This is a genomic window from Candidatus Dadabacteria bacterium, from assembly GCA_026708565.1.
Taxonomy (GTDB): domain Bacteria; phylum Desulfobacterota_D; class UBA1144; order Nemesobacterales; family Mycalebacteriaceae; genus Mycalebacterium.
Map to the genome: position 1 here is coordinate 1 of JAPOUR010000021.1, position 25,456 is coordinate 25,456.

General features: G+C 53.8%; 23 protein-coding genes. 10 read left to right on the forward strand and 13 right to left on the reverse strand.

Annotated features, from left to right (window positions below):
* From OXF42_03030 to OXF42_03050, 5 genes are all read right to left on the reverse strand, one after another.
* Window positions 1-474, reverse strand: a 474-nt coding sequence (locus OXF42_03030; GenBank protein ID MCY4047067.1) for a DGQHR domain-containing protein, incomplete at its 3' end; no start/stop codon positions are given.
* Between the two features lie 3 nt (window positions 475-477).
* The gene (locus OXF42_03035) at window positions 478-1,002 is read right to left on the reverse strand and encodes a hypothetical protein (GenBank protein ID MCY4047068.1); all 525 of its coding nucleotides are present in this window, start codon (window positions 1,000-1,002) and stop codon (window positions 478-480) included.
* 11 nt (window positions 1,003-1,013) lie between these two features.
* Window positions 1,014-1,856, reverse strand: a complete 843-nt coding sequence (locus OXF42_03040) for a phosphoadenosine phosphosulfate reductase family protein (GenBank protein ID MCY4047069.1) — start codon at window positions 1,854-1,856, stop codon at window positions 1,014-1,016.
* Window positions 1,849-5,256 carry an AAA family ATPase gene (locus tag OXF42_03045; protein MCY4047070.1) on the reverse strand — a complete coding sequence of 1,136 codons (3,408 nt, stop codon included), beginning with the start codon at window positions 5,254-5,256 and terminating at the stop codon, window positions 1,849-1,851. Before OXF42_03045 ends, OXF42_03040 begins: the two co-directional genes overlap by 8 nt.
* Entirely contained in the window at window positions 5,256-6,221 is a 966-nt protein-coding gene (locus OXF42_03050) for a DUF4007 family protein (protein ID MCY4047071.1), read from the reverse strand. Before OXF42_03050 ends, OXF42_03045 begins: the two co-directional genes overlap by 1 nt.
* Window positions 6,222-6,305: 84 nt before the next feature.
* Between OXF42_03050 and OXF42_03055 the strand changes: the two genes are divergently transcribed.
* Complete coding sequence (locus tag OXF42_03055; protein ID MCY4047072.1) at window positions 6,306-7,490, forward strand: cysteine desulfurase family protein; 1,185 nt, start codon at window positions 6,306-6,308, stop codon at window positions 7,488-7,490.
* A 35-nt stretch (window positions 7,491-7,525) separates the two neighbouring features.
* Here the strand turns inward: OXF42_03055 and trxB are convergent, their stop codons facing one another.
* Window positions 7,526-8,461 (reverse strand): thioredoxin-disulfide reductase, encoded by a 936-nt coding sequence (gene trxB, locus OXF42_03060; protein ID MCY4047073.1) that lies wholly within the window; start codon window positions 8,459-8,461, stop codon window positions 7,526-7,528.
* Window positions 8,462-8,547: 86 nt separating this feature from the next.
* Between trxB and OXF42_03065 the strand changes: the two genes are divergently transcribed.
* The 5 genes from OXF42_03065 to OXF42_03085 all read left to right on the forward strand — a co-directional run bounded on the left by OXF42_03065 (window position 8,548) and on the right by OXF42_03085 (window position 15,943).
* On the forward strand, window positions 8,548-9,555 hold the full coding sequence (locus OXF42_03065; GenBank protein MCY4047074.1) for a hypothetical protein: 1,008 nt from the start codon (window positions 8,548-8,550) through the stop codon (window positions 9,553-9,555).
* Window positions 9,556-9,657: 102 nt separating this feature from the next.
* On the forward strand, window positions 9,658-12,099 hold the full coding sequence (gyrB, locus tag OXF42_03070; GenBank protein MCY4047075.1) for a DNA topoisomerase (ATP-hydrolyzing) subunit B: 2,442 nt from the start codon (window positions 9,658-9,660) through the stop codon (window positions 12,097-12,099).
* 23 nt (window positions 12,100-12,122) lie between these two features.
* A complete protein-coding gene (locus OXF42_03075) occupies window positions 12,123-15,242 on the forward strand; it encodes a DEAD/DEAH box helicase family protein (protein ID MCY4047076.1) in 3,120 nt (1,039 codons plus the stop codon).
* Window positions 15,243-15,374: 132 nt separating this feature from the next.
* Entirely contained in the window at window positions 15,375-15,575 is a 201-nt protein-coding gene (locus OXF42_03080; GenBank protein ID MCY4047077.1) for a type II toxin-antitoxin system VapB family antitoxin, read from the forward strand.
* Complete coding sequence (locus OXF42_03085; GenBank protein MCY4047078.1) at window positions 15,572-15,943, forward strand: PIN domain-containing protein; 372 nt, start codon at window positions 15,572-15,574, stop codon at window positions 15,941-15,943. The genes OXF42_03080 and OXF42_03085 overlap by 4 nt, the downstream gene beginning before the upstream one ends.
* A 27-nt stretch (window positions 15,944-15,970) precedes the next feature.
* Here OXF42_03085 and OXF42_03090 read toward each other — a convergent pair whose 3' ends face one another.
* From OXF42_03090 to OXF42_03120, 7 genes are read right to left on the reverse strand one after another with little or no spacing between them, the layout of a single operon-like run.
* Window positions 15,971-17,677: a proline--tRNA ligase gene (locus tag OXF42_03090; GenBank protein MCY4047079.1), complete on the reverse strand. Its 1,707-nt coding sequence runs from the start codon at window positions 17,675-17,677 to the stop codon at window positions 15,971-15,973.
* A gap of 4 nt (window positions 17,678-17,681) precedes the next feature.
* On the reverse strand, window positions 17,682-18,761 hold the full coding sequence (gene ispG / locus OXF42_03095; protein ID MCY4047080.1) for a flavodoxin-dependent (E)-4-hydroxy-3-methylbut-2-enyl-diphosphate synthase: 1,080 nt from the start codon (window positions 18,759-18,761) through the stop codon (window positions 17,682-17,684).
* 23 nt (window positions 18,762-18,784) lie between these two features.
* A complete protein-coding gene (gene tsaB, locus OXF42_03100) occupies window positions 18,785-19,456 on the reverse strand; it encodes a tRNA (adenosine(37)-N6)-threonylcarbamoyltransferase complex dimerization subunit type 1 TsaB (GenBank protein ID MCY4047081.1) in 672 nt (223 codons plus the stop codon).
* Entirely contained in the window at window positions 19,456-20,484 is a 1,029-nt protein-coding gene (gene recA, locus OXF42_03105) for a recombinase RecA (GenBank protein ID MCY4047082.1), read from the reverse strand. The genes tsaB and recA overlap by 1 nt, the downstream gene beginning before the upstream one ends.
* An 18-nt stretch (window positions 20,485-20,502) precedes the next feature.
* Window positions 20,503-21,738, reverse strand: coding sequence for a CinA family nicotinamide mononucleotide deamidase-related protein (locus OXF42_03110; protein MCY4047083.1), 1,236 nt, complete (start codon window positions 21,736-21,738; stop codon window positions 20,503-20,505).
* Entirely contained in the window at window positions 21,731-22,195 is a 465-nt protein-coding gene (locus OXF42_03115) for a phosphatidylglycerophosphatase A (protein ID MCY4047084.1), read from the reverse strand. Before OXF42_03115 ends, OXF42_03110 begins: the two co-directional genes overlap by 8 nt.
* Window positions 22,192-22,704 (reverse strand): methylated-DNA--[protein]-cysteine S-methyltransferase, encoded by a 513-nt coding sequence (locus OXF42_03120; protein MCY4047085.1) that lies wholly within the window; start codon window positions 22,702-22,704, stop codon window positions 22,192-22,194. The genes OXF42_03115 and OXF42_03120 overlap by 4 nt, the downstream gene beginning before the upstream one ends.
* 159 nt (window positions 22,705-22,863) lie before the next feature.
* On the opposite strand from OXF42_03120, the gene OXF42_03125 reads away from it, so the two are divergent.
* The 4 genes from OXF42_03125 to purQ form a co-directional block, all read left to right on the forward strand.
* On the forward strand, window positions 22,864-23,667 hold the full coding sequence (locus OXF42_03125) for an AAA family ATPase (protein ID MCY4047086.1): 804 nt from the start codon (window positions 22,864-22,866) through the stop codon (window positions 23,665-23,667).
* Window positions 23,664-24,533 carry a ParB/RepB/Spo0J family partition protein gene (locus OXF42_03130; GenBank protein MCY4047087.1) on the forward strand — a complete coding sequence of 290 codons (870 nt, stop codon included), beginning with the start codon at window positions 23,664-23,666 and terminating at the stop codon, window positions 24,531-24,533. Before OXF42_03125 ends, OXF42_03130 begins: the two co-directional genes overlap by 4 nt.
* Window positions 24,530-24,796, forward strand: a complete 267-nt coding sequence (purS, locus tag OXF42_03135) for a phosphoribosylformylglycinamidine synthase subunit PurS (protein ID MCY4047088.1) — start codon at window positions 24,530-24,532, stop codon at window positions 24,794-24,796. The genes OXF42_03130 and purS overlap by 4 nt, the downstream gene beginning before the upstream one ends.
* The coding region (gene purQ / locus OXF42_03140) for a phosphoribosylformylglycinamidine synthase I (GenBank protein MCY4047089.1) at window positions 24,789-25,456 on the forward strand (668 nt) is incomplete at its 3' end. The genes purS and purQ, both read left to right, overlap by 8 nt.

Here is a 25,456-nt window from a genome sequence, read left to right on the forward strand (position 1 = left end):
TATTTTTTCATCTTTAAGGGCGGCAGCTTCCTCTGGTTCATGTTCAAAAAGTTCCCTTATGCCAGAAAGACGGTGTTGTCCGTCAATAGTGAATAGTTTTTCATCCCCATGCAATTTTAAAAATCCTACAGATTCTATAATCTCTTCTTCAAGATTTTTGAGATATTTTTCTCTTGCTGATATATTTTCGACAGCGTGCCAATTTAATTGATCGCCAAAAACTGCAACAACTAAAGAATTGAAAAAATGTTGCTGTTGTGTCTGAATATATTGGGCAATCTCTTTACCTCTTCTCTCGTCTATATCTCTTTGTAGCTTAAGAGATAGGTTTGGCCTATTATAAATTTCACGAGCGTATTTCAATTGTTCATTGATTTGCTCAAGATTCATCAAGGTCGAATAAAACACCCAATCTCCCATCACACCTCTCAATGCCGGTAGTACTATAGGTCTGTGATTTAGTTTGTTTGTCATCGGCTAAAATGCCCTCTTTCCTCTCCGTATATTGGAAGTATAGTCTTTTTGTGACATAGGTGGCCGTAAAGCATCATTTATTTGTTCTTCCAATTTTTCAAGTTGAGAATTAGATGTTTTGTCTTCAATGGGTGCAAATAGGAACACTAACACATCACGCCATAGAGAGATCATTTTAGTGATTTTCGCTCGTCCAAGTACTTCACCAGTGTTCAAATAAGATTCGTAGCGAGAACGTAAAGAGCTTTTATCTCCTATTCCTGCTATGCCAACATAGAGGATATACAAATGTGGTGGAAGTACATCGCTACAATGACGGATAGCGAATGCATAGATGCCTTTCTTGTCATCTGGTATATTATTTTTATCACCTTTGTTGTATTGAATTGATTCCCAGGTTAATGAAGGTATAACCCAATCTTTCTTAAGCATATCGCTGGGAACAAGCCTGAACTCAAGGCCATATTTCATGCCTGAATTCCTTAAGTCATTTTCTACCACTTGATCTATTTTGTCAAAATCAGCCATCTTTATAGTACCTATTTATGGCAAGTCAGACAAACCTTAGTCTGCCCATACAAATCGTCAATGTCAAGCGGCTCACTATCTAATCTGAGCGGATTAGGCCGAACCTTGGCCCTTATCCGTTCCAACCTTTTCTCATGCTCCCGCCTAATCTGCTCAACCCTCTCAGGTCGTTCAAGGTCTTCCAACGACTCGCCCTGACTCCAAGTAAACGGGGAACCGTGCTCAACGGCGGTTTTCTCATAAGCCTTTGCTTCCTCAAACGCCTCCGGGTGTTGTTCCTTTAGCCTGACCCATTCTATCTTCTGCTGGAAGAAGCAAAATGTGCAACCGCTACGAGTGCGCCATGAGTAGTACTTAGGAAGACCGAGACCCGCGCCGTCAAGGATTTCCAAAACGCCCGATTTATCAATTCCGGCCTGTTTGAAAGGCAATTTCACAATGAGATTGTTATGCGTAGAGGAATATCCCTCCCGGTATTCTTCATCACCGCGAATAGCCACGTAACTGTAAATCGTTTTGCCCTCTTCAAGCATCGGGCGAAGCCACTGCTCAAAAGGATGCAGTTTGAGTTTCCTTGTGCACCAGCGTGATTGAGGAGACGGAAGAAAGTCGTTGAACTGTTTAAGCCAAAAGTCAAAGTTACGGTCAGGATTTAGCCTTAAAATGGGTTGACCGAGAAATCCTTCCAACCGGCCAAGGTATTCATACACTTCCGGCAACTCTTTGCCGGTGTCAGTGAAGAAATACTCAATCTCCAGTTCAGGATGATGCTGACGCATAAAAACGGCGAGGGCCGCGCTGTCGCGCCCCCCTGATAGACCGAGCACATGCTTTACGGAATCGCCGTTAGTCATGGTTCTGCTCCCAATCTGTGACTTTCCCGTTTTTCTTTGGAGGTTCAGGTTTTCGCATGTAGCGGGAACTAAGTTCAGCAAGCGCAGCCAGAATAATACTGCGGTTGCCGGAATCAGAATCTTTCAATGTGTTTGCAACTTGGTTTATGAGACTGTCAACGGCCGCACGGTCGGAATCAGCAATGGAAAACTCTCCAAGTAAAGGCTTGGGATTACTGTCGTCAATTCCTATGACAACAGCCATCGCCTTGCGTTTATCCGTCCGTCCTTTGACACGCGCGTAAGTTTCAGCGCGCAGGAATCTTTGCGCCATGTCCGCAATCTCAATAGCGGCTCTGTCAAGTTCGGGGTCAACCCAATCCCTCGGCGGCTTATTTGCGGCAAGGCTCGCTATGCCTTCAAAGTTCTCGTTAGAGTCCGAAAAAGAAGACAACCTTCCTATGAATGCGTCAAGCAGGAAGTCTCCCGCCAACTGTTTAATGTTTTCCGCGCGGTGGCGTAGTTCCGCCAGAGACTGCGGGGAAGTGTTTGGAACCAGCAACTCGGCAAGCATCATATCGCGTAGACGCTGTAGCATTGAAGGATAAGCGTGAACCAGTTCCTCAAGTCCTTCACGAACATTTTTAACAATACGGTTCAAATCCCTGTCGTTTGCACGGGGAACTTTCTTACCAAGCAATTCGGGTATGTCGTCAAACAGAAATTTGTTCGGGTCATGCGCTTTTCTAAAAAGTTCCCTGATTGCTATTGCGTTTGAAGATAAACGCCTTGTTCTAATCGCCCATTTCGGAAGACCGTCATATATTGCAACCAGTCCGCGCCCGACATCAATGGGTTGCAGATTTTGAAGCACATTCGCATCGCCAAGGTCATGCACAATCTCGGCCATTCCGGACAACAGACGGCGGGCGGTATTGGAAAGATTCATCCATCGCAACTGTATCATTGACGGATCCTTGGCAAGGTAGTCCACATCAACATCGTCAAACTTTGCCCTGAAAACACCTTCCCGATAAACGGCAAGTTTGTCACGCTGGGACAATATGAAAGCAACCGCAAGAATAGGCATTAGGCCGTTTTTTACTCCAGAAGGCGGTTTGCTCCATAAATCAAACAGTTCAGCAACTGAAACCGTTTTATTTTCGTGCTTCTTAACATACTCAATCGCGTCATCCCACATTGGCTTCAGGTGGCAATCATCTTTGCCCTTTCTTGGAGAAGCGAAGGAAAAACTTCCTCTCTGTTTTCTGTAAAGGTTTGTTTTCTCCAATACTGAAGCAAACAAACTGCTCTCAGCGGAGAAACCCTTGATGCCGAGTCGTTCCTCTCCTTCATTGAGAATCATATGATGCAAAAGTTTATTTTGAGCGGTAACGGCGCTGACAGAAGGCTTCTGCCGGTTTAACAGTTCATTGTGCAGACGGGGCGACTGTGAAAAACGCTCATCGGCTAACTCAGAAGCGATAATGTTTAGGTCCGCTTGACGGAGGTGTTTCTTTTTATGTTTCTCTCTAAACCATAAGGCATTATCAAACGCCTTGCGCAATTCAGTTTCCAAGAAAGTCTGCAATTCTGCCAAGCGCGCGTCAACCTCTCGGCGGGCGACCGCATCACCGGCAAGTTCCGGGTAGTTATTGCTGACTCGTTCCAACGCTAATAGTTCGCGCGCCAGTGTTGCCACAGTCCATGATTGTTCGGATATGCCGACGACAATAACTTTTCCTTCTTTGTTACTACGCCGCACAACTTCACGGCAAATACTTTCAGCATGCCCCTCTTTCTCGCCCTTAGTCGGAATTGCCAGCAAAAATTGCCCTGTCGCGCCATTCTTCAATTCAAGTTTTGAAACATAATCAACCATGCCGCTTGCCGGTATGACATTGACATCAAACCATCTCATCGTTCCCGTTTCGTGATAATGACGTTTGGCGAGAATAGGCTGAAGTCCGGCAAGGGATTTCAGTTTGTTAAAATCAATTTCACCTATTTCATCAAGCGCGGTCTGGATTGCCTTGTCAATATCAAAATCACTGCCTGCAAAAACGGCACGGGCGTTTTGAAATTTCTTGAATATAGTGAATGACTGTTTGTCAAGGTGTGAAAGCATTTTCTTGACCTTTTCTTTTGAGGTGTCAGGGAAGCAACTGTGTAAAATATCAAGATTTGCAACAATTCCGGAACGCTCTTTGAAAAGATCAATGACGGATATTGTTTTGAGTAGTTTGGCAGAAAGGTCGTTGCTGTTACTGGATTCACAACGTTCCAATGCTTCCGCAGCCAAAGCCCAGCGATGTCCGTCAGGGGAAGCCAGAATTGAGGGCTCAAGATTGCCGCGCAGGTAATCCCAAAGTCGGTCGGGGCCGTATAAATCACCCTCTTGGGCATGACCAAGGAAATCTTGAAACCCGTGCGGCTCGGACGAATTCAGGAATCCAAAAATGCTTCTCTGATTCTGGCCAAACCGCCGCCGTGATATTGGTCCCAAAAGACATGCCGTAATTGGATGCAACGGCCAGCATGATTCCAGCATGTCTGCGAACTGGTCGGTATTCCCGGCTTGATTACTATGCACAAATTTGGCTACATCGCATGCCGTTTTACTTGGTTTCTTATGATGACGGTTACTTTCAATTGCGCGAGAGATAAGATCAATTTGTTCCTCTCCCGAAGTGTTAACGGCAAGATCAAGAAATCGGCCTTGAATTTTTGACCATTCATCCCGCGCCTCATGGGAAAGACGATGCGCATATTCCTCAAACGCCTGATGAAGAATTCCTATGACAATGAAACGCCCGTTGCTACGCGAGGCCGCCTCTGCAAGTTGCTGAAGAATGTATATGTCAGAACCGTCTTGTGCGGCGGCTTCAAGGAACTTGCCCATCTCATCAATGAAAAGAACAAGTCCGCCGTAAGTTTCCGGTTTTTCGGCGGCATCCGTCAATGTTTCAATCAGATTTTTCTCAGTCCAACCGCCGCGTGGCTGACGGGAAACAAGTCCCGTCTTCTTTACTTCTTCGCCTATGACGGTAACAGGGTTGTCACGCCGCGCAACGACCGGCAGAATCCGCCATCCTTTGCTTCCGGTAGGCAACGCTCTTCTAATCTCTTTTGTCAGGGGTTGCCCAAATACCTTTGCCGCTTCCTTCTTCAATTTTGGATTGCTGTTCAGCAAGGCGCTCAGGGCTACAACAAGGCTTGATTTACCGCTACCGTAAGGCCCGGTCCATGTAAACGCTCCTTGCCCCGTTTCGGAGACATGTCGCGCCATTGTTGACAGAATGTTGATGAACGACTGAGGGCAAACAAACCCCTCAAGGGCTACGGCATCGCCAATATCAGAATCAATCCGGACTGATCTCAGAAAACGGCGGGCAATGTGGACATGTTTATTTAGAGGCATCAGGCCGCCTCCTTATTGGGGGTCGGGTTGTAATCGCGTGAAACCCAATTATGTAGGGCTGCCTCTTTATTGATATCCGTATTCCTTACAACCTGTTTCAATCCGGCTGTTTCCGACCACTCAAGAGCGCCATTTGTTACTTTGTCCAGAACCGAAAGGCGGTCTACAACATCATTCTCGTCAAGCAGAAATACCCGCCCCGGTCCGCCGGAAGCATGGGAGATTGCTTCAAAAGAGAGCGTTCGGGTGTTTGGAGAGTATTGTGACCAGAAATCAAGAAGGGCGTAAGCAAAAACTCCATTACTCAGAGTTATTTTGGGGCCGCGCACAAACCGGAATCCGTCTTTTTTGCCAATGGCCTTAATAAGTCCGAGTTCGGTCAGGGGCGATTCAAGCGCGTCATCATGTCCTGTCTTTCCTGAGGGTTGCCGGGCGACATAAGTCCTAATAAAACAGGCGACATCATTCTTGATAGTTTGAAGTGCGACTGATTTCCATCCTCTCTTACCGGCGAAACGCAACAGATTTGTTTCAAAGTTGTCTCGCTCAAAGTTGGTGTCCGTATAATGGCTGAAAGCCCAAAACCATGTGGTTTTTTTAGATTCCACTCGGCCTGCTAACTGCCAATGGATGAGCCAAAGCGTGGCGGGGTGTTCCATGTAGGGGTCGCGGCCATTGTTGCCAAACAGCATCTTGCCGAGTTCCGTGGTTTCAACCTTATTAGCGGCGGGTTCACGGGTAACGCCTGTTGCTTTTGCCCAATGGCGCATAGCCGCGACCATGTTTTTGCCGACTCCGAACCGCATGACGGCATCATCACCCCAACAGTCCTCTCTGTTTTCTTTCTGATTTTCTGTTTCCGCAACGCGGTCGTATGCCTTTTTTAACCACCCGTAGCGGAGGGGGAAAGTCTCATGCCCTACGAATTGCGGTTTGTAGTCTGTGGATAACAGTCCGTGTGCCATGTCCCGACTCAGTAGGCAAAAGGCCTATTCTTCATTGTAGCCGCCCGCCGTGCTATAATCAATACTGGAGATGTTGCTCCAGTAATGCAAATCGGCAATACTTTATACCTAGACCATCAGGCGACAACGCCTGTTGACCCGCGTGTTTTCTCTGAGATGTCGCCGTTTTTCAGCGCCTCATTCGGCAACCCGCATTCTTCAGACCATAGTCTTGGGTGGGAGTCCTTACGGGCGGTAGAGACCTCAGCCTCACGCATTGCGCGCCTAATAGGAGCCGATGAAGATGAAATAATTTTTACTTCAGGGGCCACCGAATCTAACAACCTCGCCTTGCTCGGAATAGGGCGTAGAGCCGTCAAGGGGAATCGTCACCGCATTCTGTTGAGCGCTATTGAGCATAAATGCGTCCTTGCGGCGGGCCGTGTGTTGCAAGAGCAGTATGGCTTTATGGTGGAATCAATACCTGTCAATCGTGAAGGTTTTGCAGACCTTGCGAGACTTGAAAAGATGTTGGACGAGGATGTTCTCCTTGTCTCTGTAATGGCGGTGAATAATGAAATTGGAACCATTCAGGAAACCGAGGCAATCTCAAAACTTGTCCGAAAACACGGGGCTCTGTTTCATTGTGATGCGGCTCAGGCCCCTGTAGCGATTGATGTGAATCTTGCCAAACATACAGATATGCTGAGCCTTTCCGCGCACAAAATGTATGGTCCGAAGGGTATTGGTGTTGCCTATATTTCACGCGAGATACGACAAAGTATTGAACCGCTCATTTATGGCGGCGGTCAGCAGGAAGGATTGCGTTCAGGGACAATCCCCGTGGCGCTTTGTGTCGGAATGGGCGCAGCCGCAGATTTGATGGTTGCCGGTGATATTTCAGAAGGGCGGAATGAAACATTGCGCCGCCGTAACCTGTTTATTGAAAAGTTGCAAAGCCTGAGGTGGCCTGTGTCCGTAAACGGTCCGTTGGGGGACGGGCGCCACCCCGGAAATGCTAATGTTTGCTTTGCAGGTTTCTCCGCGCACGATATTTTGTCCGCGCTTCAACCGCATCTTGCGGCTTCAACGGGCTCCGCTTGCACTTCAGGAATACCTGAATCATCACACGTACTGAAAGCCATCGGTCTAGATAGTGATAGCGCTGATTCGTCCATCAGGTTCAGCTTGGGGTTTGAGACCAGTGATGAAGACATCAATGAGGCTACAATTCTTATTGAAGAGACACTGAGGAAGTTAGCAAAGTCCGGTCGGGTGTGTTCTGCGTGACTTACTTGAGTTAGTGATGCTATCTTAGCTATCTCTTACTCCCCCGCCTCCAAAAACCTCTCCGCATCCAGCGCGGCGGCGCAGCCGCTTCCGGCGGCGGTTATCGCCTGCTTGTAACGTTTATCCTGCACATCCCCGGCGGCAAACACCCCCGGCACATTGGTCTCGCAGGAATCAGGATCGGTTATCAGGTAGCCGTCATCATCCATATCCAACACCCCCTTGAATATCCCCGTGTTGGGCGTGTGCCCTATTGCCACAAACATCCCCTCGCAGGGCTTTTCGGTTGTCTCCCCGGTTTTGAGGTTTTTCAAAACCACACTCTCAACGCCTGCCTTTTCAGAGCCCTTCACCTCCTCAACCGCGCTGTCCCATATAAAATCAACCTTCGGGTTGCCAAACGCCCGCTCCTGCATAATCTTTGACGCCCGCAACGTGTCGCGCCGGTGAATGACGGTAACCTTTGAAGCAAACTTTGTCAGAAAAGTCGCCTCCTCCATCGCGCTGTCTCCCCCGCCGACCACAACTATCTCCTTGTCTTTGAAGAAAAACCCGTCGCATGTGGCGCAGGTTGAAACGCCGCGCCCCAAAAGCCGCTTTTCCGATTCAAGCCCCAACATCCTCGCGGACGCGCCGCTGCATATTATCAGAGTGTCCGCAAGTATTTCTGAGCCGGACGATGTCTTGATTCTGAACGGACGCGCCGACAGGTCCGCCTCCGCTATCTCCTCATTCACGCACTCCGCGCCGAAACGCTGCGCCTGCTTTCTTATCAAATCCATCAGTTCGGGTCCCATAACGCCGTCGGGAAACCCCGGAAAGTTCTCAACCTCCGTGGTGAGCGTCAACTGGCCGCCCGCCTCAAACCCCTCAAAAACAAGCGGCGAGAGATTTGCCCGCGCCGAGTAAAGCGCCGCCGTCAGCCCCGCGGGACCCGAACCCATAATTACAACCCTGCTGTGTTTCTCCATAAACTGCCTCCCTTTATCCCGTGTATTATATTTTCACGGCGGCGGATAACAAACCGCACCGGCGGAAAAGTGATTTGAGAGGCGGCTTGAGCGAATTGCAAAGTAACGAAAACATCTCCGGGCAGTACGCCCGCGCGCGGGAGGGGCTTGCCGTGTTTGACATATCAGGCAGAGGACGCCTCTCGCTTTCCGGGCGCGACACCCTGAAGTTTCTTCAGGGAATCCTCACAAACGATGTTCTGAAACCCGCCGAGGGAGAGGGGCTTTACACCCTTATGCTCAACCGCAAGGGCAGAGTGCTGACCGATATGCGCCTGTTCAAGGGAGACGGCGTTGTCATCGCCGACCTTGAGAGTTGCGCGCTCGCCCCCACCGCGCAACGGCTGAACGAGTTCAAACTTTCATACAAGGTCGCCGTGGAGGAAAAGGGCGGCTTTTCACTGCTTTATCTCTGCGGGCCGGAAGCGGCGGGCGCGGTTTCCCGCCTCTGCGGCGCGGACGCCGGACGGATGAAGCCGTTTGACCATTTTGAGGGAGAGGCAACAGGCGTGAAAATAACGGCGGCGCGGACGGACAGGGCGGGCGCCGCCGGTTTTGACCTTGCCTGCTCAAGCGCGGACGCGGATGCGGTTCTTGCCGCGCTCCGCGCCGAAGGGGCGGGGGTTTGCGCCCCGCAGGTTCTTGAGATAATGAGGGTGGAGGAGGGCGTGGCTCTGTACGGCAGGGATATGGACGAGAATGTCATCGCCCCCGAAACCGGGCTGCTCGGCGCGGTGTCTTTTGAAAAGGGCTGCTATGTGGGGCAGGAAATCGTGGCGCGCGCCCACTGGCGGGGAAGGGTGAACAGGCTTCTCGCCCGTTTGGAGTTTGACGGCGCGCCGCCTCCCGAAGGCGCGGAACTGTTTTCGGAATCGGGCGACCGGGCGGGGCGGATAACCTCCTCGGCGCTTTCGCCCCGCCTCGGAGCGGTTGCGATGGGGTATGTGAGGCGCGAGTTTTCCGAACCGCAAACCGGCGTAAGAACCGACAGCGGGCGGGACGGAAAGGTTGTCGCCGCCGCTCGCGACGGTTTCAATCAATGTTTACAAGGATAAAAGCGGTTTTCCCTGTGGACAAAAGGCGCGTTTCTTGGTAAAGTCAGGAGTTTTGAAATCGTCTTTTTCAAATCCCGAAAATTACCCGACCGGAGGCAAAAATTGAGCGCAAAAGCCGCAACCAGAAACGAAGGATACACATCAGAGCAGATAAAGGTTCTGCCGGGCCTTGAGGCCGTCAGAAAGCGCCCCGATATGTATATCGGCGACACCAGCACGAGGGGGTTTCACCACCTCGTTTTTGAGGTTGTGGACAACAGCGTTGACGAGGCGCTGGCGGGCTTCTGCACCGAGGTGAAGACGGTTATTCACGATGACGGCTCAATAACGGTTTCCGACAACGGCAGGGGCATTCCGGTTGACAAGCACGAGAAAACGGGCAAGTCCGGCGTTGAGGTCGTTATGACGATGCTGCACGCCGGCGGGAAGTTTGACGGCAAGGTTTACAAGGTTTCCGGCGGCCTTCACGGGGTCGGCGTTACGGTTGTGAACGCGCTTTCGGAGTTTCTTGAACTTGAGATACACAGAGACGGCAGAATCTGGAAGCAGAGATACGAAAAGGGCAAAGCCGTAACCGAACTGCGGGGCGATGAAAAGACCGACACCAGCGGGACGTCAATCACCTTCAAGCCGGACGCCTCCATATTTGAGATAGACGAGTTTTCCCATGACACCATCGCCCACAGGATGAGGGAGCTGGCGTTTCTCAACAGCGGGCTGACAATGTCGCTCACGGATGAGCGCACGGACAAGAGCCAGACTTTCTTTTACGAGGGGGGAATCTCCGCGTTTGTCGGGGAGATGAACGAGCGCGTCCGCCCGCTTCATCCCGATGTGATACACGTTTCGGGCGAGAAGTCCGACACGATGATAGAGATAGCCTTTCAGTATAACGACACCTACAGGGAGAATGTTCTGTGCTACGCCAACAACATTAACAACGTTGAGGGCGGCACTCATCTGGCGGGTTTCAGGGGCGCGCTGACGCGAACCATCAACAAATACGCCGAAGACAAGGGGCTTTTGAAAAACCTGAAGGTTCAGCTTTCGGGGGATGATGTGCGCGAAGGGCTTACGGCGGTTGTGAGCGTGAAACTGCCCGACCCCAAGTTTGAGGGGCAGACCAAAACCAAACTCGGCAACACCTATGTCAAGGGAATAGTGGAGACCCTTCTCAACGAGCGGCTTTCCGCATTTTTTGAGCAGAACCCGCAAGTGGCAAAGCGGATAGTGGGCAAGGCGATTGACTCCGCCCGCGCGAGGGACGCCGCCCGCAAGGCGAGGGAGTTGACCCGGCGCAAAAGCGCTCTGGAGTCCGGCTCTCTTCCGGGAAAACTTGCCGACTGTCAGGAGAAAGACCCCACCCGTTGCGAACTGTTCATAGTTGAGGGCGAGTCTGCGGGGGGGTCGGCAAAGCAGGCGCGTTCCCGGCTCAATCAGGCGGTTCTTCCGCTTAAGGGCAAAATCCTCAATGTGGAGAAAGCCCGCATAGACAAGATGCTCGGCAACGAGGAGATTCGCACCATCATAAGCGTTCTCGGAACGGGAATAGGCGAAGAGGACTTTGACATTTCCAAACTGCGCTACCACAAGATTATCCTGATGACGGACGCCGATGTTGACGGCTCGCACATACGGACGCTTCTGCTCACGCTGTTTTACAGAAGTTTCAGGGATGTGATAGAGAGGGGGTATCTTTATATCGCCCAGCCGCCGTTATACAAGGTGAGAAAGGGAAAAACCGACCGCTATATCAAGGATGACACCGAGTATGAAAACCATCTGCTTGGCCTCGGCATTGAGGGCTGCGCGGTCAAGACCGGCGGCAACGGAACTGCAAAAACCCTGAAGGCGGCGGGGCTGACCGGTTTTGTGCGGGACTCAATCCGCTATGGCAGGCGGCTTGAGGCGATAATCAGAAGGGGCGGGCATCCCAAAATCGTTGAGGCGTTTGCCGCCCTGCCCGGTTTCGGCGCGGACTCCCTTGTGCCGGGCGGCGATTTGGACGGGGCGCTTGAGGCGGTAAAGAAAACCCTTGCGGCGCGCAACCCGGAGATAACGGACATAGACTGGATGATAGAGGAAGACCCCTCGGATGAGGGGGGTGTCCGGGTGGTTTATGATTTCAAGGAAAACGGCGCGGTTGCCCGCGCGGAGATGGACAGGGAGCTTGCCTCCTCGCCCGAATTTGCCGACCTTGCGCGTCTCGGCGGCTCAATAACGGATGCGGGAGCGGGTCCCTATCTTGTTACCGAGGGGGAGGATGAGCGGTCGTTTGAGATGTTTTCCGAGGTTTCGGACTTCATAATTGAGCGCGGCAAGAGGGGGCTTTTCATACAGCGATACAAAGGCCTCGGAGAGATGAACCCCGAGCAGTTGTGGGAAACCACAATGAACCCTGAAACCTACACGCTCAGGAAGGTTACGCTTGAGGATGCGGAGGGGGCGGAACTTATGTTTCAGACCCTGATGGGCGATGAGGTTGAGCCGAGGCGCGAGTTTATAGAACAGAACGCGCTGAAAGTCAGCAATCTGGATGTTTAAGGCCGGTGTGTTCAAGCCGGTAAATGGCTGCAAAAATGTCCGCCGGTTTTCTGAGCAAGTGTCGGAGTTGGGAGCAGTTTGTCGCCTATGCCGGTGAACTGGAGACCGCCAAGCAGAAAGGCGACCTTTTTGAAGAACTTGTCCGGCTGTATCTTTCCACCTGCCCGGAATACAAAACACAACTTTCCGATGTCTGGCTTCTCGCCGGTGTTCCGCGCAATGTCGCCCGGAAACTGAACCTGCCAAAAGCCGATGAGGGCATAGATTTAATCGCAAAAACCCGCAGCGGTCATTTCTGGGCTATACAGGCAAAATACAGGTCTGACGGAAAAACCGCCCTTAATACCCGCGATTTGGCGAAATTTTCCCAACTGTCTTTTGCTTACTGCAAAAACATCAATTTCGGCGTTGTCGCCCATACGACTGACAAACCCGTCAGGAAAAAAGAACTGCTCGGCAATGTTGCGGAGATAGGGCTTTCTCGCTGGCTTGAACTGACGGCGGATGACTGGGCGGCAATTCGCGCTCATGCAAAGGGCGGAAAACACAAGCCCGCAAAACTCAAACCGAAACCTCATCAGGAAGCCGCGTTGAAAAAAATACGCGGGCATTACCTGAAAGAGAAAAAGCCACGCGGCAGAATGATTATGCCTTGCGGGTCGGGAAAGAGTCTGACGGCTTTCTGGGCGGCGGAGGCAATAGGGGCGCGGACAATAATTCTTGCCGTGCCGAGTCTTATTCTGATACGGCAGGGCGTCCGCGACTGGATGCGGGAATATGTGGCGCGTGGCAAAACACCCGACTGGCTTTGTGTTTGCAGTGATGAAACAGTCGGCAAAGGCGCGGACAGTTTTGTTTCAAGCGTTTATGAAACCGGCATTCCCGCGACAACGGACACGGCTGAAATAGCCGCTTTTTTGAGAAAGCGCTCATCCGTTCCGAAGGTGGTGTTTACCACCTATCAAAGCAGTCCGCGCCTTGCCGCCGCCGCAAAGGAAACCGGGCAGGCGATTGATCTTTGCATTCTGGATGAGGCGCACAAAACAGTCGGGCAAAAGGGGTCGGCTTTTGCGACTTTGCTTGATGACGGAAAGATGAAGATTAAGACCCGTCTTTTTATGACGGCAACGGAAAGGGTTTTGCACGGGAGGAATGAAGAGGTCTTGTCAATGGATGATGAGAGGATTTACGGTCCGTGTTTTTATCAACTGACATTTAAGGAGGCGATTGAGGGGAATGTTATCTGCGATTATGAGATATTGACCCTTTTGATTACGGATGCGGAAATCCGTGAGATTGTCGGCGGAAACAAACTTGTCCGTGATCGTTTAGGCGAAGGGGAAATTCATGAGTCCGCCCCGCTTGCGGCGGGCGTTGCGCTTGGGAGGGTTTTCAAGGAGCGTAAAATCAGGCATGCGGTTTCTTTTCACAGGAGCATAAAAGCGGCTGACGATTTCAGGGTTCAACAGGATGAGATTTCTCAGTCGGGCGTTATTGAAAAGGGAATAGAGAATTTTCACATTTCAAGCGCCCTTTCCACAGGGGAGAGGACGGAGATTATGCGGGATTTTGAAAATGCGGAAAGGTCGTTAATAACGAATGCGCGGTGTTTAAGCGAAGGCGTTGATGTTCCTGCGATTGATTGCGTTTTGTTCGCCGACCCGAAGCAGAGTGTTGTGGATATTGTTCAGGCGGCGGGCAGGGCAATGAGAAAGGCGGAGGGGAAAAAGAAGGGATACATACTTTTGCCGATAGTTGTGCCGGAGGGGTTGAGTTTTGAGGAGTTTGCGAAGACAACGGCGTTTAAGAAGGTCGCGAGACAAATAACGGCTTTGTCAACACAGGATGAGAGGATAAAGGATTATTTCCGTGCGGTAACGGAAGGGAGGAGACGCAGAGGGGGAAAGATGATTTCCATGAGCGGGGATGTGCCGATTGGGATGAGGATTGATTTTGAGGAGTTTGCCAAAGCGATTGAGACTGAGGTTTGGCGTAGGGTTGCGAAGGTTAATTGGAGGGAGTTTGAGGAGGCAAGGGAGTGGGCGCGAGGGTTGGGGCTTAAAAACGTCAGGGAATGGCACGAGCGCGTAGGGATTGGGTTACCCAAAGATATTCCAACCAACCCCCAATCTGTATACAAAAATAAAGGGTGGATTAGTTTGCCTGATTGGCTTGGGACAGGTATCGGGAAAAGAAGGGTGCGTAGGACAGAGTTTCGCCCTTTTGAAGAAGCGCGGGAGTATGCACGGTCCTTGAACCTCAAAAGCGGCACTGAGTGGAACAGACATACAAAGTCACCCGAATTTCCGAAGGATATTGCTGTTGTTCCCAGTCTAACTTACAAACACAAAGGTTGGGTCAGTTGGCCTGACTTTCTTGGAAAGGTCGTGAGGGAGTATCGCTCATTTGAAGAAGCGCGGGAGTATGCGCGGTCTTTGAACCTCAGAAGTAGCACTGAGTGGGTCAGACATACAAAATCATCCGAGTTTCCAAAAGATGTGCCTGTTAATCCCTCCTACAGATATGCAAACAAAGAATGGGCTGGTTGGCCTGACTGGCTTGGGACAGGTACTAAGAAAAGGGGGCATAGGACAGAGTATCGCTCATTTGAAGAGGCACGTGAACACGTGCGGTCTTTGCGTCTTGCAAATTCAAGTAAGTGGTGGGAATACACAAAATCTCCCGATTTTCCGAATGATATTCCTACTGCTCCCTATAGGACTTATAAAGAAGATTGGATTAATTGGAGACATTGGCTTGGGAATGGAAGTTGGCTTGAGGATGGAAAACGGTTCTGTCCTTTTGAAGACGCACGGGAGTATGCGCGGTCTTTGGGTTTCAAACGCAAGTCAGAATGGGAAAAGTATACAAAGTTCCGTTCACCTTGTCCGGGTGATATTCCTTATGTCCCGGATGTGCAGTATAAGAATAAAGGTTGGGTTAGCTGGGATGACTGGCTTCGAAGATACCGCTCCTTTGAAAAGGCGCGGGAGTATGCGCGGTCTTTGAATCTCAAGCGCAGGTCAGAGTGGGTCAAACATACAAGGTCACCTGACTTTCCAGATGATATTCCTAATAACCCATACAAAGCATACGAAAACAAGGGCTGGAGTGATTGGAACGACTGGCTTGGAACTGGGTAAAAAACAAAGGCTGGGTAAATTGGCCCGACTTTCTCGGCTATAAACGCCGCCGTTAGTCATAGAAGCACCTCTGACATCATTTGCAACATCAAATGATGTAGGTTATTATGCCTTCATAACGGGAGGTGTTTGATGAGAACCACAGTAACGATTGATGACGAACTGCTTACAAAAGCCCGCAAATTGACGGGTATCAAGGGGCAGTCCGAGTTGGTGAACAGGGGGCTTAAGGTCATTATTGAACGCGAAGCGGCGCGGCGTCTCGCTCTTTTGGGCGGAAGTGAGCCGGATTTGAAACCGATACCCAGACGGCGGTTGAAGACAAGCAAATGATTTTAGTTGATACTTCGGTGTGGATTAACCATTTGCGCTCGCATGATGCCCTGTTAAAAAACCTTCTTGTTAAAGGCGGTGTTTTGACCCATCCGTTTGTTATAGGGGAGTTGTCCATGGGCGTTTTCCCAAAGCGAAAGGAAGTGATTGCTGGGTTGAAAGAGATTCCTCTTGCTGACATTATGGAAGATGAAGAAATGCTTTTATTTATTGAGAGCAACTCCCTTGCGGGAAAGGGAATCGGCTATGTGGACGCCCATCTTCTTGGAGCAGTCTCGCTTTCAAAACCCGCAAAACTTTTGACTTACGACAAGAACCTTCACAAAGTTGCCTCAAAAATGGGGCTGTCCGCAAACTTTACGCACTAATGCGCCCACAGTGAAAGGGGCAGGCAGTCAACCCCCCAACAACTTCCTTACCGCCTCAACCGCTTTTCCGGTCTCAACATTTTCCACTTCCCCCGTCATGCGGTTTTTGACCTCCACTTTCCCCTCTTTCAAACCCCTCGGTCCCGCGACAATATGAAACGGAACTCCAATCAATTCGCAATCCTTGAACTTTACTCCCGCGCTTTCATCCCTGTCATCAATGAGCGCGTCAACTCCCGCATCCATAAGGCCGGAATAAATCCCCTCCGCCGCTTTGACCGTTTCGTCATCCCCCATGTTTGTCGGGATAACCGCCGCCTCAAAAGGGGCGATTGCGGGCGGAATGACCATTGACCGCCCGTCGTTGCTCTGCTCTATCGCGGCGGCGGCCGTCCTGCCTATTCCTATGCCGTAACAGCCCATCACAAAGGGCTTTTCCTCCCCGTCCGAATCGGTGAAGGTCGCCTCCATCACCTCGCTGTATTTTGTGCCGAGCATAAACACATGCCCCACCTCTATGCCGCGCACCGGCGAGAGCGTTCCGGTTTCACACGCGGGGCAGCCGTCTCCCTCTTTCGCCGTCTGAATGTCAAAAAACCCGTCCGCGCTGAAATCCCTTCCCTCCCGGACGCCGGTTATGTGAATGTCCTTTTTGTTCGCCCCCACAACCGCGCCGCTCATTTCGCGGATGGAATTGTCCGCAACCAGTTTTATTTTTTCCTTCATTCCAACGGGCCCGCTGAAACCCACCGCGCCGCCCGACACCCTTGTTATTTCCTCCCTGTCCGCCAGTTCCGCGCTTTGCGCCCCCAGAGCGGCTCTCAGTTTTGTCAAACTCAGCTCCCTGTCTCCCCGCACAAGGGCGGCAACCGTTTCCGTGTCCGTTTTCACTATCATGGTCTTTATCAGGGAGGAGACGGGCGTTTTCAGAAACTCGGCCACATCGGCGGCGGTTTTCATCCCCGGAGTTTCAACTTCCCTCATGCCTTCCTCTTTGCCCGCCGGGCGGTCGCCGCCGGTTTTTGCCGGGGCAAGTTCAAGATTTGCCGCATAGCCGCAGCCGCAGGTCATAACAACATCCTCTCCCGTGGGAGCGAGAACCATAAACTCATGGGACTCGCTGCCCCCTATGTTGCCCGTGTCCGCCAGAACGGCGCGGAATTCAAGGCCGCAACGCTCAAAAATTCTTTCATAGGCGTCATACATTTTCCGGTACGATTCCCGCGCCCCCTCAACCGAGGCGTCAAAACTGTAGGCGTCCTTCATTATGAACTCCCTTGCCCGCATGACGCCGAAACGCGGGCGAATCTCGTCTCTGAACTTGGTTTGAATCTGATAAAAATTGACGGGCAGTTCTTTGTATGAGCCGACCGTTTTGTCCGCAAGGTCGGTGATTACCTCCTCATGGGTGGGCCCTATGCAGAACTCCCTTTCCGCCCTGTCTTTGAAGCGGAGCAACTCCTTTCCGTAACGCTCCCACCTGCCGCTCTTTTTCCATAACTCGGAGGGCGCAACGGCGGGCAGAAGCAACTCCGTCGCCCCGGCGGCGTTCATCTCCCCGCGCACTATGGCTTCTATCTTCCGCAAAAACCGCAGCCCCAGCGGCAGATAGTCGTAAACGCCCGCCGCCACCTTCCTTATCATTCCCGCGCGCGCCATAAGGCGGTGGCTCGCCACCTCGGCGTCAGACGGGTCGTTCTTGAGAGTGGGTATGAAATATAGGGAAAATCTCAAACTTTCAGACCGCCGCTTTCGCGTATGTGCCAATCTCTTTGACCAGTTCGTCAACTATCTGAGACTCTTTGAACGAGCGAACCAGTTTGCCGTTTTTGTAGAGCATTCCCTTGCCCCTGCCGCCCGCAATGCCGATGTCCGCATCCCCCGCCTCGCCGGGCCCGTTGACCACGCAACCTAAAATGGCAACCTTTACCGGCTTTTTCAAATCCATTGCTCCGGTGCGCTTCTCCACGTCATTCACCAGTTTCATAAGGTCTATTTCAAGCCGCCCGCAACCGGGGCACGATATGATTTCAACGCCGCTTTTTCTCATCCCGACGGATTTGAGAATGCTGTCGCCCACCGCCACCTCTTCAGCGGGGTCGCCCGTGAGCGAGACCCGTATTGTGTCTCCGATGCCGCGCGCGAGCAGCGCTCCTATTCCCACGGCGGATTTTACCGTTCCCGTCTTCACCGTTCCGGCCTCGGTAACTCCGAGGTGCAGGGGGTAGTCGGTCTGCCGCGCGATTGCCTCATACGCCTCTATCATCCGCACAACATCGGTTGACTTCACCGAGATTTTGATGTCGCGGAAATCAAGGTCTTCAAGAATTGCCGCGTGCCGGAGCGCGCTTTCCACAAGGGCAGCCGCGGTGGGCGAGCCGTGTTTTTTGAGTATGTCTTTTTCAAGCGAGCCGGAGTTAACGCCGATTCTTATGGGGATTCCCCTGTCCGCGCACGCGTCCGCAACCTGTTTGATCTTCGGCTTTGAGCCGATGTTTCCGGGGTTGATTCTCATTGCGTCAACGCCGGCGTTTATTGCCGTGAGCGCAAGTTTGTAGTCAAAGTGAATGTCTGAAACGAGCGGGATTGATGTCCGTTTTTTGATTTCACCGAGCGCGCGGGCGGCGTCTTCATCGGGAACGGCAAGGCGCACAATGTCGCAACCGGCATCTTCCAGACGCCTGATTTCAGCGACCGTTGCCGCCACGTCCCGCGTGTCGGTCTTGGTCATGGATTGAACGGAAACGGGAGCGCCGCCGCCCACCTCAACTTTTCCTATCCTGATTTTTCGGGAAATTCTGCGCAAATTGTCAGACAAATTAGTTTATGGGCGCGAGGGTGTCAAGCGCGGTAAAGGTCGTCCCTCAGGTAGCGGGGGGAAAAAGAGGAGGCGGTTTCGGTCTTCCCCAGTTTCAGAAGCCTTGTTCCCAGAGCCGCGCAGACGGACGCCTCCGCCCGCAGAACGGTGAACACGGGAGAGGGCGGTTTGGCGGCGGCCCCCCGCCCTCCGGACTCCTGAAGCGCCGCCATGAAGCCGTCTGTTCCCGCCTCCGCCTTTAATTTCGCCGCAATCGCGGCAAGTTCGCCCGCAGTCGCAAGCGCGTCTTCGGACACCCTCTTGAGGGTTTCGCCCCGCTTTTCAAACCGCGCCCAGAAAAACAGGCCGCTCCTTGCGTCTATCGCCGCGCAAACCGAGCACGGGGCGGGGCAGTCCGCTCCCGCCGCGAGGATTTCAAGCGAGGGGACGGGCGCGATTGGAATGTCCAGCGCAAACGCAAACGCCTTTGCCGCCGCCGCGCCCACCTTGAGGGATGTGAAAAACCCCGGTCCCGCCGAGACCGCCACAAGACCTACGGCGCTTTTCGGGGTTGATGTTTCCGCGAGGATTTCGTCCACCGATGAGGCGAGTTCCTCGGCGTTTCTTGTCAGGCGGCGGGCGACGAGGGTTTTTTCCCCGTCCGCAATCGCCACATTTCCGCAGGGGGTTGACGACTCAATCGCCAGAACTTTCATCAGGAGTCTTTGACGCCGGCTTTTTTCAGTATCGCCTTTCTGATTTCGCGGGCGACCGGCAGGTTTTCCGCCAGAAACTCAATGGCTTTCTGTTTTCCCTGCCCTATGTTTTTGCCGCCGTATGAGAAAAACGCGCCTTTCTGCTCAACAATGCCGTATTGAGAGCCGATGTCCAGAAGTTCGCCGAACTTGGATATGCCCTTGCCGTAAACGATTTCCACCTCGGACGCTCTCCACGGCGGGGCGACCTTGTTTTTGACCACGCGCACCCGCGCCCTTATGCCCGTTGCGTTGTCTTCCTTGTCTTTTACGGACGCCACCCTTCTCACGTCCATTCTCACCGATGAGTAAAAGCGCAGGGCCGTTCCCCCGGTGGTGGTTTCGGGGTTCATGTAGGCGGGAACGCCGATTTTCTGCCGTGTCTGGTTGATGAATATCACCACAGTTCCGGATTTGTTGACGCCGCCGGTCAGTTTTCTCAGGGCTTGAGACATCAGCCGCGCCTGAAGCCCCACGTGCTTGTCTCCCATCTCGCCGTCTATCTCCGCCTTTGGCACAAGCGCCGCCACCGAGTCCACGACTATCAGGTCAACCGCTCCGCTTTTTACAAGCGTGTCAACGATTTCAAGCGCCTGCTCGCCGCTGTCCGGCTGGGAGACCAGAAGGTCGGACAGTTTCACCCCCAGCGCCGCCGCATATCTGGGGTCAAGGGCGTGTTCTGCGTCCACAAACGCCGCCGTGCCGCCGCTTTTCTGGCACTCGGCAATCGCGCTTATGGCAATGGTGGTCTTTCCCGAAGACTCCGCGCCGTAGATTTCAACAACCCTCCCTCTGGGAAGCCCGCCGACTCCGAGCGCGATGTTAATGCCCACAGACCCGGTGGAGATGGTCTGTATGTCCGGCACTTTGCCGCCTGTGCCGAGCCGCATGATTGAGCCCTCTCCGAACTGTTTTTCTATGAGAGAAATCGCCTTCTTTATTGAGGCGTCATTTTTTGAATCCGTGGTTTTTTCCTGTTTTACCGCCACCAGTCTGACACTCCTTGCCTATTGTCCGGCAATGCGGCGGGCGAGCCTCATGATCATCTCAAGCGCATGAGCCGCCGAGCGCGCCCTTATGGCTGAGCGGCTTCCGGTGAACTTGTGCATAACGCACTCTTCCCGCGCCCCTTTGCCGGAACTTGCGGCAATGTAAACGGTTCCCACCGGCTTTTCAAACGAGCCGCCGCCGGGCCCGGCTATGCCGGTTATCCCGACACCGATGTCCGCCCCGAAACGCTCTCTTGCTCCCCGCGCCATTGCGAGCGCCACCTCTTCGCTTACCGCCCCTTTTTCCTCAATCGTTTCCGCCGGCACGCCCAGTTGCAGGGTTTTTGCCTCATTTGAGTAAGAGACAACTCCGCCGGGGAAATAGGCGGAACTTCCGGCAATGTCCGTAAGGCGGGCGGCGAGCATTCCCCCCGTGCAAGACTCCGCCGTGGCGACCGTCAATTTGCCTCCGGCAAGCGCGCGGGCTGTTGCTTCCGCAATCGCCCCCGCCTCCGGAAACGCCGCCGGTGAGAGTTCCTCCGTTATGCGGCGCGCCGCCCGGCTAACCGCTTCCGGGTCGCTCCGGTGCGACACCCTGACCTGAATCTCAAACTCCCTCAGCCTGTATGCGATATCAACGCCGGTAATGTTCATCGCCTTCACCCGGCGGGCGATTTCGGACTCCGGCATGCCGAAAACGCTGACCGCTTTCAGGGAGAACCCGCCCGCGCCCCCTCTCTTTGCAATGTCGGGCAGGACAAAGCCCGAAAACATCGCCCTGAACTCTTCCGGAACTCCGGGAAGAAAATAATAAACCGCCCGCCCGCTCCGGAGAGAGAAGCCCGGCGCAACCCCTTTTTCATTGGGTATGAGCGTTGCGCCTTCGGGGATTTCCGCCTGTTTGTTGTGCGAGGGCAGAGTTTTCCGCCCCCTTTTTTCAAGGGCCGCCCTCACCATTCGCGCCGCCTCCGCATCTTTTTTCAGGGCGAGCCCCAGCGCATCGCCCGCGCACTGCGCCGTCAGGTCGTCGGGAGTGGGGCCGAGCCCTCCGCACACAACGGCAAAGTCCGCCTCCGCGCCCGCTCTTTTCAGTTCGCCGATAATGTCTTTTGCCGCGTCTCCGACCGAGGTTCTTTTATGCGGCGGCGCAATTCCGGCGGAAACGAGTTCACGCGCCGCAAATGAAAAGTTGGAGTCCTCCGTTGAGCCGGAGAGGATTTCATCCCCGACGGTTATAAAGACCGTTTCAGCCAAAACCGGCAACCCCCGCGCGTCCCAGCGCAAACACTCCCGCCCCGGCGAGAATGCCCGCATACACATCGTCAAGCACTATGCCCCAGCCGCCCGGAAGGTTCTCAAGGCGGCGCGAGGGGAAGGGTTTTGTTATGTCAAACAGTCTGAACAGGACAAACCCCGAGGCGATTTCAACCGCGCCGCCGGAGGAAAAAAACATTGCCGTCCAGAAAAATCCCGCCGCCTCGTCCATCACGATTGTCTGCGGGTCTTTCGCGCCGAGGGCGCGCGCCTCCCAGCCGCACACAAAGACCGCCGCCGCCGTGAAAACAAGGCAGAAAACGGCAAACTGCTGCCCGTCCAGATGCCGGAGAAACAGGGCGTAAACGCCCGCCGCGCCGACAGTTCCGAAAGTTCCGGGGGCAAACGGGATGTAGCCCAGTCCGAAAAGGGACGCCAGAGCGCGAACCGGTTTCACTTTTGCGTTTCCATTGACAGCAGCGCCTGTTTCATCCGCCGCCCGCCGCCCGCGCTGTATCCGCCCCCGTCCCGTGCGCCCACTACGCGGTGGCAGGGAATCAGTATGGGAAAGGGGTTTTTCGCAAGGGCGCGGGCGACCACCCTGCGGTAGTTTTCTCCGCCCAGCCGACCGGCGATCTCGGAGTAGGTTCTTGTCTGCCCGTGAGGGATTTTTGCCGTCTCCCGCCACACCCTGCGGTGAAAGTCCGGCGTTTTTTCCGGCGCGGCGGCTTCGCTGACAACCTTGCCCGCTTCCGCCGTTTCCCCGTGAACGGCGGCGGAGGCGGCGCTCAGGGCGCGGTCAAGAACCGCCGCCGTCTCTTTCGGCGCGCCCGCTTTGTCTGCGGGGGGTTGTTCAAAACCTACGGACACGCGCCGCAAACCGGCGGAGTCCGCAAACGCGGTTACAAATATGCCGCCCTGAAGCGTCAGTGTTTTTGAAAACATCTCCGTTGTTTTTTGAGTCATTGCGCCTCAATTATACGGCGGGGGGCGGGTAACAACAAACTGTAACGGGCGGCTCTTTCGTCACCCGCTTTTTTGTTTCCCGTGTTATAATTGCAAAGTCGGCAATACAAGAGCCGCCGGTGTTTCTCAAAGTTGGGCGTTTTTCAGCAGAGCCAAACCGTGCCCCCCGAACAGAGGGCCAAAGTTATCGGGATAGTCAACCAGAAAGGCGGTGTCGGCAAAACCACCACAGCCGTCAACCTTTCGGCAAGCCTCGCAACCATGGGGCGCAAAACACTGCTTGTGGATTTTGACCCGCAAGGCAACTCGTCAAGCGGCGTGGGCGTCTCCGCAAAAGAGGAAGATACGACCATTTATGACGTTATCTCAGGAAACGCTCCGCTTTCAGACTCAATCCGCAACGTTTACCCCGACTTTTTTGAGGGCAATTTTGACATCACCCCCGCAAACTCAAGCCTGACGGGCGCGGAGGTGGAAATGGTGTCCGTTGAGGGCAGGGAGTTTGTTCTCAAACACGCCCTCAAAGATGCGGCGGACTCCTACGACTATGTGATAATTGACTGCCCGCCTTCGCTGAGCATTCTTTCAATAAACGCCCTTGCGGCGGCGGATTCCGTTATAATCCCCATACAATGCGAGTATTACGCCCTTGAAGGACTGGCGCACATCAGCAAGACCATCTCCCTTGTGCGGAGGCGCATCAATCCGTTATTGAAGGTTGAGGGCTGCCTGTTGACCATGTTTGACACAAGAAACAACATCTGCCATGCGGTTGCGCGGGAGACCAGAAGCCACTTCGGGGGCGATGCCTTTGACACGGTCATCTCGCGGACGGTCAGGCTTGCCGAGTGCCCGAGCCACGGCAAGCCGCTTGTTATTTACGACAAAAACTCTCAGGGCGCGCGCGACTATATGTCGCTTGCCGGTGAGATAATTAAAAAAACAGGAGGAGTTTCCGGTTGAGAAAAAACACGCTTGGAAAGGGGTTGGACGCCCTGATTGACAATGAGCCTTTGTCCGCCGCGCCGGAGCGTTTTTCGCTCCCTCTGGGGCGGCTGCGTCCCGGCGGCGGGCAGCCGAGAAAAACGTTTGACGAGGCGGCCCTTGACGGGCTTGCCGACTCAATCAGAGAGAAGGGTCTTATTCAGCCCCTTATCGTCAGAAAGGCGGGGGACGGATACGAAATCATCGCCGGTGAGAGAAGATGGCGAGCCGCGCAGAAGGCGGGCTTGCGGGAAGTTCCCGTCATTGTGCGCGAAATGGCGGACGGCGAGGCAATGGAGATTGCGCTGATTGAGAACATTCAGCGCGAAGACCTTAACCCCGTTGAGGAGGCGCTGGCGTATGAGCGGCTGATATCGGATTTCGGGCTGACACACGAGGAAATCGCAGGGCGCGTGGGCAAGAGCAGGTCGGCAATTACCAACCACTTGAGGCTTCTGAAACTGTCCGCCGCGACCCTTGACGAACTGTCCGCCGGACGGCTTTCCATGGGACACGCAAGGGCGGCGCTGGGGCTGAATTCCGGCGCGGACGAGGGGGCGGTCGTCAGCAGGGTCATTTCCGGAGGCATGTCCGTCAGGCAGACCGAGGCGCTTGTCAGGAAGATGAACTCCGGCGAAGCGCCTGCGGGTCGCGCCGCGCCGCCTTCGCCGGACATCCACCTGAAGCAGGCGGAGCGCTCAATCAGGGAGGCGCTCGGCACAAAGGTTCGCGTGGAAGGCGGCAGGGAGAAGGGCAGGATAGTCATCTCATATTCCTCTTCGGAGGAACTTGAGCGCATCTCCTCGGAGATTGGCGGCGTCTCTCCCGTTCCGGTCAGTAAGTGAAAACGTTTGAAGTAAAAGTGGAGATTCGTCCGGCAAAGGGCGTGCTTGACCCGGAGGGCAGGGCGGTTCTTTCCACGCTCGGCTCTCTCGGTTTCGGGGGCGTCAAGTCCGTTACGGTGGGGAAGATTATAGAAATGTCCGTTGAGGCGGAAGGTGAGGCGGCGGCGCGTGAGCAATCTCTCAAAATGTGCGGGGAGTTTCTCGCAAATCCCGTAATAGAGGTTTTTTCCGTTGAAGTAAGTGAGAGGCGGGGCGGTGGCTGAGTTCGGCGTCATTGTTTTTCCGGGCTCAAACTGCGATGAAGACTGCGTGCGAGCCGTCCGGGGGCTTGGCCACGGCTGCGTGAGCGTCTGGCACGAGGAGACCTCTCTCGCCGGAATTGACTGCGTGGTAATTCCCGGCGGTTTTTCCTACGGCGACTACCTGAGGGCGGGTGTGATGGCTTCGTTTTCCCCCGTTATGGGGGCGGTGAAAAGTTTTGCGCGGGAGGGCAAGCCCGTCCTCGGCATATGCAACGGGTTTCAGATAATGGCGGAGGGCGGGCTGCTTGACGGCGCGTTTGTGAGGAACTCCAATTTGCGTTTTGTGTGCGAGTGGACTTATGTGAGGGTTGAGAACGCCCGCACGCCGTTTACGGCGTCCCTCAAAGAGGGGGATGTGCTCAGAATTCCGGTCGCCCACCGCGAGGGCGCTTTTTTCTGCGGCGGAGGGCGGCTTGAGGATATGGAAAACAGCGGGCGGGTGGTTTTCAGATACTGCTCAAAAGACGGCGAGGTCTGCGCCGCTTCCAACCCGAACGGCTCGGTTTCAAACATAGCGGGCGTCTGTTCGGACGGAGGCAACCTTGTGGGGATGATGCCCCACCCCGAAAGGTGTTGCGATGAGATTATCGGCGGAACTGACGGGGCGGCGGTGTTTGAGTC